Origin of the sequence: Pararhodospirillum oryzae, from assembly GCF_007992075.1 — a bacterium.
GTDB classification, from domain to species: Bacteria; Pseudomonadota; Alphaproteobacteria; order Rhodospirillales; family Rhodospirillaceae; genus Pararhodospirillum; species Pararhodospirillum oryzae.
Window position 1 is genome coordinate 24,727 of record NZ_BJZO01000048.1, and the last position, 8,334, is coordinate 33,060.

Sequence of the window (8,334 nt, forward strand, 5' to 3'; positions counted from 1 at the left end):
TAACGAGTCAGGCCCGCACGCCCGCCGGGCCGCGCAGGGGAGCACCCAGACGCCATGGCCGATGACGATCTTGAAGAGGATCTTGACGAGGTCGAGACGGGAAAAGGCGCCGGCGGCGGCAAGGGCGGCGGCAAGAAGAAACTGATCTTGATCATCCTGCTGCCCTTGCTCCTGGTGATCGGGGCCCTGGCCGGGGCGTATTTCGCGGGCCTGATGGATCCCCTGCTCGGCGGCGGCGACGAAACCGCCAGCGCCAGCGCCAGCGCCGAGGGCGGCCACGATGCCCCGGCGGGAGGAGACCAGGGCGGGGGACATGGGGGCGGCGCGGGCGAAACGTCGGGCGCCACGGCGGGCGGACCGGTGTTCTACGACCTGGACCAGATCGTGGTCGATCTCAATTCGTCGGGACGCCGGCGCTCCTACCTTCAGATGCGGCTGTCGCTGCAGCTGGCGCGGCGCGAGGATGTTCCGATCATCGAAGCCATGATGCCCCGCATCCAGGATGATTTCATTTCCTTCCTGCGCGAGTTGCGGCTGGAGGACTTGCAGGGAACCGCCGGCATGTACCGCATCCAGGAAGAATTGTTGATCCGGGTCAACAACGCCGCCGCGCCGGCCCGGGTTCAAGACGTGCTGTTCAAGGAAATGCTGATCCAGTGAGCCACGGGCGGGGGGAAAGGCCCCCCGCCAGTCCTTCAGGGGGGCCGCCCCCCTGAAGCCGCCCTCTCCCTGGTCCCCTCGCCGGCTCCTCGTCCGGCCGGAAGCGCGAAGGAAACGCGACCCATGGTGCCCGCAAGCGAAGATCCCGCCAAGGAAGTCTCGGCCGAGGACGAGAAGGCCATGATGGCCGAATGGGAAGCCATGATGAACAAGGATGGCGCCGAGGGCGGCGGCGAGGGCGAGGGCGACGCGGGCGGGGCCGCCGAGTGGGAAGCCATGCTGGGCCAGGAAGGCGGTGGCGGCGGGGGACGCATGCCCGGCGAGCCGACCCGCGTCCTGAACCAGGAGGAAATCGACAGCCTGCTGGGGTTCCAGGAAAACGACGATCGGGGCGAGGACAAGTCGGGTATCCAGGCGATCATTTCCACCGCCTTGGTGTCCTACGAACGCCTGCCGATGCTGGAAGTGGTCTTCGACCGCCTGGTCCGCATGATGTCCACATCGCTTCGTAATTTCACCAGCGATAACGTTGAAGTCTCGCTTGACAACATTCAGTCCTATCGCTTCGGTGACTATCTGAACTCGATTCCCCTGCCCGCCATGCTCTCGGTCTTCAAGGCGGAGGAATGGGATAACTACGGCCTCCTGACCATCGACTCCTCGATGATTTATTCCATCGTCGACGTGCTGCTGGGCGGCCGGCGGGGCACGGCGGCCATGCGCATCGAAGGTCGCCCCTACACCACCATCGAACGCAACCTGGTGGAGCGCCTGGTGCACGTGGTCCTGGCCGATTTGTCGGCGGCGTTCGACCCCCTGTCGCCGGTGACGTTCCGCTTCGACCGGCTGGAAACCAACCCCCGGTTCGCCACCATCTCGCGGCCCTCCAACGCGGCCATCGTCGCCAAGCTGCGCATCGACATGGAAGATCGCGGCGGGCGGCTGGACATGTTGATTCCCTACGCGACCCTTGAACCCGTGCGCGAGCTGCTGTTGCAGATGTTCATGGGTGAGAAATTCGGCCGCGATAGTATTTGGGAAACTCACCTGGCCGAGGAAATGTGGTCCACCGAGGTCGAAATGGAGGCCATCCTGGATGAAATCAACATGCCCCTGAACCGCATCTTGAATCTTCGGGTGGGCTCTCAAATCATGTTCAACGCCACGCCGGATTCCACGGTTCAATTGCGCTGCGGCGACGTGCCGATGTTCGAGGGAAAGATGGGGCGCAAAGGCCAGAACATCGCCATCCGAGTCGACAACAAGCATCATCGAGCCAAGTCCTGAACCATGCCACTCCAACTTCTGCTTGACGGCACCATCATCGTCCTGCTTCTGGTCTTCATCGGCTACGCGGTGTTGCTGTCCCGTCAATTGAAGGATCTGCGACGCAATCGCGACGAGATGGCGCGCATCATCACGACCTTCAACGAGGCAACCGCCCGGGCCGAGGCCGGCATCCCGCGCCTGCGCAAGACCGCCGAGGAAGCCGGGCGGGCCCTGGATGACAGCGTGTCCAAGGCCCGCACCCTGCGCGACGATCTCGCCTACATGGTCGAACGGGCGGACGGCATGGCCACCCGCCTGGAAACGGCGGTGCGGTCGGCCCGGGGCGGCGAGGGCAAGCCGGCCGCGCGTGATCCGGTCCGCCCCGATCCGCGAGCGGTTGACGCGCGCGCGGTCGAAGCCCACGTAGACCTTCGGACAACAGACCGTCTTGACGGCGCGGCTTCGGACTACGACGATCGTCTGGCGCAGGCTCGTCCTCGTCCGCGCCCGGCGCGGGCCGACGGACGGGGAAGCGCCCTGCCGGCGCCCCTGCCTGTTCGGGGGTACGAAGACGACGAGGAACCGCTGGACCTGGACCTGGAGGTGGAGGACGAACGTTCCGAAGCCGAAAGGGAGTTGTTGCGAGCCCTTCAATCGGTGCGCTAAACCCGGCTCCGGAACGGGTCGGAAAACGGAGGGATCATGTCCGCCTTGCCAAGAATCAGGCTTTTGCCGGTCTTGATCTTTCTGGCCGTCCTGATGCTTTCGGTGCGTCTGGGAGCGGTCTGGAACGGGGTCGAACAAATGCGCACCCTGGAGGTGGGGCATGCCAGCGCCCTGGCCCAGGCAACCCCCGCGGCCGGCGGCACGCCGACGCCCGCCCCCCCCGCCCCGGCGGCGGGAACCCCGGCGGCGCCAGCCCCGGCGGCGGGAACCCCGGCGTCTTCGGATCCGGCCGCCTCGGCTCCGGCTCCGGCGGCCGATGCCACGCCCGCCCCCGACCCGCTGGGGCGCGAGGCGCCCTCCACGTTTACCCAGTCGGAGCTTGATTTGCTGCAACGCCTGTCCGAACGGCGCCAGCAGCTCGAATCCCAGGCCCACGAAATGGATCAGCGCGAGGCGATGCTGCGCGCCGCCGAGGGACGGATTGATAAGAAAATCGCCGAGATGAAAACCCTCGAAGCCTCGATCCAGGCCCTGCTCAAGCAGCGCGATGCCCAGGAACAGGCCCGGCTGGATATGCTGGTGAACATTTACAAGGCCATGAAGCCCAAGGAAGCGGCTGTCATTTTCAACGACATGGAAATGCCCCTGATCGTGGACATCTTCATGCTGATGAAGGAACGCAGCTCGGCGGCGATCCTGGCCAACATGGATCCGGCGCGGGCCCGGGAAGTGACGCAGGAACTCGCCCGCAAACGCATGCCCGTCGATCCCGCGCAAGGCGCTCCGGGATAAGACACCAAGCGAACAGAACGTCTTCACGTCCTTTGCCAACGCTTGTGTTTTGGGCTATCTAGGAGGGATTGGAAGGCGGAAGCCCGACCCTCACGGGGTTTGGACAGACTTCGGCAACCGATCCGACCAGTCCAGAGGCGCCTGGAAACTGAATGTTAGGGGTGACGCATGGCCGTAGATATGAATATGAAGATCCTGATCGTCGATGACTACAAGACGATGCTGCGCATTATCCGCAACCTTCTGCGCCAGCTCGGCTTCAACAACATCGACGAGGCCATGGATGGAAGTGCCGCGCTTCAAATGCTGCGCGCCACCGGGGATTACGGCCTGGTCATTTCCGACTGGAACATGGAACCCATGACCGGCCTTCAGTTGCTGCGCGAGGTCCGGGCGGATGCCAAGCTGAAGAGCATGCCCTTCATCATGGTCACGGCGGAATCCAAGTCGGAAAACGTCATCGCGGCCAAGGAAGCGGGCGTGTCCAACTACATCGTCAAGCCGTTCAACGCGGAAACCCTCAAGGCCAAGATGCAAAGCGTCATCGGCGAATTCTGACAACGCACCCGATCGGCCTTGCTGGAAACCGTTCCGTCTCCCCGGATCCCTGCCCTTCCCCCCGACCAGGGGGGAAGGCGGATCGGTCGGGTTTGACGGTTTGCGTTGACCGGTTCGGCTCCTTGTCCCTGCCCCCCGGGCTCCCCATCGGGCGGCGCGACGCTCCTTGGCAGCCGAGTCGAGGTCAGGTTTTTTGGGGGGGTCTGTTTCTTCCGGTTTCTTTCGGCGGGCCGATCCCGACGGAACACGCCCAGGCTTCCCCAAGGGTGGAGAAAAGGGTCATGACAGGTTTTTCGCCGACCGGCGTTCCCGGACCGGCGCCCACGCCGGACTCCTCGACCGGACGCGCCTCTGATTTCCTGGGCGGCCTGCGGCTGGTCGATGAAATCCGGGCCCTGGCCGACTACATCGACACGGCCCGGCGCGACCTGGTCGCCTTGCGCCCCCAGGATATCCAGGAGCGGTTCATTCCCACCGCCGCCGACGAACTGGACGCCATCGTCCAGGCCACCGAAAGCGCGACCGAGGACATCATGGACTGCGTCGAGGCCCTGGAAGGGCTTGGGGAACGGCTGTCGCCAGCCGACACCGAGATCCTGAACGGCGCGGTCACCCGCATCTACGAAGCGTGCGCGTTCCAGGACATCACCGGCCAGCGCATCACCAAGGTGGTGCGGACCTTGAAGAACATCGAGGAACGGGTGGGCGCCATGCTCGCCACCTTTTCCGTTAACCCGGCCCTCCTGGCCGGCGCCCCGCCGCCCGAGGATACACCGGCGCCGCTCCCTCCCACCCACGTCGCCGCCGTGGGCGACCGGCCCGAGGATCAGGCCCTGCTCAACGGCCCGCAGCACACCGGGGCAGCCATGGGCCAGGACGATATCGACGCGCTGCTGCGCGGCCCGGGCTAACGCCCTCGCGCTCCGGAGGGAAGAGCGGCATGGATGTCGAGCTGATCGAAATCCGCGACTTCCTGGCTGGCGTCCATCCGTTCGACCTGCTTGCGGTCGAGGTGCTGGGGGAGATCGCCCAAGCCCTTGAAATCCGCTACGCCCGGCGCGGGACCCCCTTGCTCGTTCCGGGCGATCGCGCCCGTTTCCTGTACATCGTGCGCACGGGCGCCGTGGAGACCCGCGACCCCCAGGGGGAACTTCTCGCCCGCCTGGGAGAGGGGGAATGCTTTGGCGTGCGCGCCCTGATGCACGACGGCCTGGCCCTGAACCACAGCCACGCCATCGAGGACAGCCTTCTTTACCTGCTGCCCGCCGAGCGTTTCGCCCGGTTGCGCCAGGCGCACCGGCAGATCGACTACTACTTCGCCCCCCAGATCGGCGGCCGCCTTCCCGCCACCAGCCCCGCCGGCCAGGCCGACCCGGCCCTGGGCCTCATGACCGTGCGCGTGGAAACCATGCTGGGACGCGCGCCCGTCACCCTGGGCCCCGAGGCTGGCGTGCGCGACGCGGCCCGGCTGATGCGCGATGAGCGGGTCAGCTGCATCCTGGTGACCGAGGACAACCGGCTGGTGGGGATTTTCACCGATCGCGACCTTAGAAACCGGGTGGTGGCCGACGGCCTGGGCATGGCCACGCCCCTTTCCCGGGTCATGAGCAAGCACCCGGTTGGCATCGATGCGAGCGCGTCGGCCTTCGACGCCTTGCTGATGATGTCGCGCCACAACATCCGCCACTTGCCGGTGATGCGGGGCGCCACCCTGGCCGGGTGCCTGACCACCACCAACCTGATCAAAACCCAGGCAACTTCCGCCGTTTACCTGGTGGGGGACCTGCACAAGCAGGAAACCGCCGAGGGCATGCGCGCGGTGCTGAGCGCCCTGCCCGACCTGGTGCGCTCCCTGGTCGACTCCGGAGCCAGCGCCCACAACGTGGGGCATATTGTCTCCACCCTCACCGACGCCGCGACCACGCGCCTGGTCCGACTCGCGGAAAAGGCCCTGGGACCGGCCCCGGTTCCCTATGTCTGGGCCGCCGCCGGCTCGCAGGCCCGCCATGAACAGACCGCCCTTTCCGATCAGGATAATTGCCTGATCCTTGACGACGCCTACGACGAAGCCGCCCATGGCGCCTATTTCACCGCCTTCACCCGGCGGGTGTGCGATGGCCTGGCCCTGTGCGGCTACGCCCATTGCCCCGGGGGAACCATGGCCATGGCGGCGCCCTGGCGCCTGCCGCTGGCGCGCTGGCGCCAGCTTTTCCAGGGCTGGATCGACGAACCCGAGCCCAAGGCCCTGATGCTGGCCAGCATTTTCTTCGACCTTCGCCCCGTGGCCGGACCGGCCGCCCTGTTTGGGGCGTTGCAGACCCCGGTGCTGGAGCAGGCCCGGGGATCGCGCGTTTTCCAGGCCCTGATGGCCGGCAACGCCCTGACCCACCAGCCGCCGCTGGGCTTCTTTCGCAATCTGGTTTTGGTCCGGGGCGGCAGCAACGCGAACCGGCTGGATCTCAAGCATACCGGGGTGGTGCCGATCATCGATCTGGCCCGGGTGCACGCGCTGGCGGCCGGGGTGCGGGCCGTCAACACCCAGGACCGCCTGAAGGCGTGCGCCGAGGCGGGATCGCTCAGCGCCGAGGGCGCCGCCAACCTGCGCGAGGCCCTGGCCTTTCTCGGGTTCATCCGCCTGCGTCATCAGGTCCGCCAGATCCAGGACGGGCAGCCGGTCGATAACTATGTCGCCCCCGACAGCCTGTCGTCGTTCGAGCGCGCCCATCTCAAGGATGCCTTTTCCGTGGTCAAGACCATGCAATCGGCGCTGGCCCACACCTACCAGCTCGGGCGCTTCTGATGCCCCCGCCCCTTCCGCCCGAAGCCGGCCGCGACGCCTGGGAGCAGGCCCACGAGGATGCCCTGATCCGGGCCCGGGAGGACGACGCAACGCCGCCGCGACCGCCCCGCCCCCTGATCGACGCCTGCGCCGTGCGGCTTGAACCCTTGTGGCGCCACGTGTTCGGCATGGACCTGCGCCGGCTGTGGCTGGGGATGCGCAGCCCGCGCGGCCCCTTGCGCGCCTATTACCGCGCCCCGTGCCCCCGCCCGGCCACCCCCTGGCCGGCCGTCGAGTACCTGGCCTTGGATATCGAGGCCACGGGCCTGGATGCCGAAACCGATGAAATCCTGTCGATCGGCTACGTGCCCATCATCGAGGGCCGGGTGCGCCTGGCCGAGGCGGGCTACCACCTTGTGCGCCCGCGCCGACCGGTGCCCGAGGAAACGGCGGTCATCCACGGCATTCTGGATGGCCACCTGGAAAACGCGCCGCGTCTGAGCCAGGTGCTGCCGGTCGTGCTCCAGGCCCTGGCCGGACGGGTGCCCGTGGCCCATCACGCCCACATGGAGCGGTTTTTCCTCAGCCGCGCGTGCCGGCGCCTGTATGGCCAACCCCTGGAAATGCCGTTCGTGGACACCATGGCCCTGGAATACCGCCAGCTTGGCGGCCCCGATCAGCCCCTGGCCCCGGGCAGCTTGCGCCTGGGCCGCATCCGGGCGCGCCGGGGCCTGCCGCGCTACCCGGCCCACAACGCGCTCAGCGACGCGCTGGCCACGGCCGAGCTGATGCTGGCCCAGGCCGACGCCCTGTCGCGCGACCGCCCGGCCCGGCTGGCGGCCCTGCTGTCGTAACCCCGCAAGCCCCACCTCAAGAGGACTCCATGGTCGGCTTCGAACTCCTGGGAACCCTTGCCTTTGGCGCCATGACCGCCGGGGTGCTGCTGATCGCCTTTCGCCTGGCGGGACGACGGGCCCCCCTGGCCCTGCTGCTGGCCGGCGCGGGTCTTGCCATGCTGTCCTTCGCGATCTGGACCCGCTACGCCTGGGCGCCCCGGGTGGTCGGCGCCCTGCCCGCCAGCGTGGTGGTGATCGAGCGCACGCGCGCCGCCACCGCCTGGGAACCCTGGACGCTTCTCGTGCCGCGCACCGAGGGCCTGGCCCTGGTCGATCGCCGCACGGTGCGCCGCCATCAAGACCACCCCGCCTTGCGCTGGGCCAGCGTGCTGTTCGTCGAACGCGCGACGCCCGACCCGGTCATCGCCGACCGCCTGATCGACTGCGCCGGGCACCGCTGGACCGCCATCACCCCGCAAACCGCCTTCGACGACACCGGCCTGCCCCTGGCGCCCGAGTGGGTCGCGGGCGGCACGCCGGCGGCGTTGTTTTCGGCCGTGTGCGACTCCCCATGAGCGCGCGTGCGCGCCGCGCTCATGAAAAAGGGGCATGAGGGGAGGACAAGACCCCGCCCCACCCCTCTCACGCCACGAACAGCTTGAGGAAAACAGCGATCTGAAGGGTGAGAACGGCGCCCAGGATCCAGCGGACCACGACGGTTTCCGTTTTCAAGGGAGCGATCTCGGTTCTCATACCAACGGTCGGAACTGATGA

General features: G+C 67.3%; 9 protein-coding genes. All 9 read left to right on the forward strand.

All coding sequences use genetic code 11. The features are described from left to right. Positions 1-54: 54 nt before the first annotated feature. The 9 genes from ROR02_RS09670 (at position 55) to ROR02_RS09710 (ending at position 8,135) form a co-directional block, all read left to right on the forward strand. Positions 55-660: a flagellar basal body-associated FliL family protein gene (locus tag ROR02_RS09670; RefSeq protein WP_147163819.1), complete on the forward strand. Its 606-nt coding sequence runs from the start codon at positions 55-57 to the stop codon at positions 658-660. Positions 661-783: 123 nt separating this feature from the next. After that, the gene (fliM, locus tag ROR02_RS09675; RefSeq protein ID WP_147163820.1) at positions 784-1,947 is read left to right on the forward strand and encodes a flagellar motor switch protein FliM; all 1,164 of its coding nucleotides are present in this window, start codon (positions 784-786) and stop codon (positions 1,945-1,947) included. A 3-nt stretch (positions 1,948-1,950) separates the two neighbouring features. After that, the gene (locus tag ROR02_RS09680) at positions 1,951-2,595 is read left to right on the forward strand and encodes a DUF6468 domain-containing protein (RefSeq protein WP_147163821.1); all 645 of its coding nucleotides are present in this window, start codon (positions 1,951-1,953) and stop codon (positions 2,593-2,595) included. Positions 2,596-2,631: 36 nt separating this feature from the next. Then, positions 2,632-3,387 (forward strand): MotE family protein, encoded by a 756-nt coding sequence (locus tag ROR02_RS09685; RefSeq protein ID WP_147163822.1) that lies wholly within the window; start codon positions 2,632-2,634, stop codon positions 3,385-3,387. A 168-nt stretch (positions 3,388-3,555) separates the two neighbouring features. After that, complete coding sequence (locus tag ROR02_RS09690) at positions 3,556-3,945, forward strand: response regulator (RefSeq protein ID WP_147163823.1); 390 nt, start codon at positions 3,556-3,558, stop codon at positions 3,943-3,945. 281 nt (positions 3,946-4,226) lie between these two features. Then, positions 4,227-4,856 carry a protein phosphatase CheZ gene (locus ROR02_RS09695; protein ID WP_147163824.1) on the forward strand — a complete coding sequence of 210 codons (630 nt, stop codon included), beginning with the start codon at positions 4,227-4,229 and terminating at the stop codon, positions 4,854-4,856. 29 nt (positions 4,857-4,885) lie between these two features. Next, a complete protein-coding gene (locus ROR02_RS09700; protein WP_147163825.1) occupies positions 4,886-6,745 on the forward strand; it encodes a putative nucleotidyltransferase substrate binding domain-containing protein in 1,860 nt (619 codons plus the stop codon). Next, entirely contained in the window at positions 6,745-7,578 is an 834-nt protein-coding gene (locus ROR02_RS09705) for an exonuclease domain-containing protein (RefSeq protein WP_218032797.1), read from the forward strand. The genes ROR02_RS09700 and ROR02_RS09705 overlap by 1 nt, the downstream gene beginning before the upstream one ends. Before the next feature lie 29 nt (positions 7,579-7,607). Next, positions 7,608-8,135: a hypothetical protein gene (locus tag ROR02_RS09710; RefSeq protein ID WP_147163826.1), complete on the forward strand. Its 528-nt coding sequence runs from the start codon at positions 7,608-7,610 to the stop codon at positions 8,133-8,135. Positions 8,136-8,334: the final 199 nt, after the last annotated feature.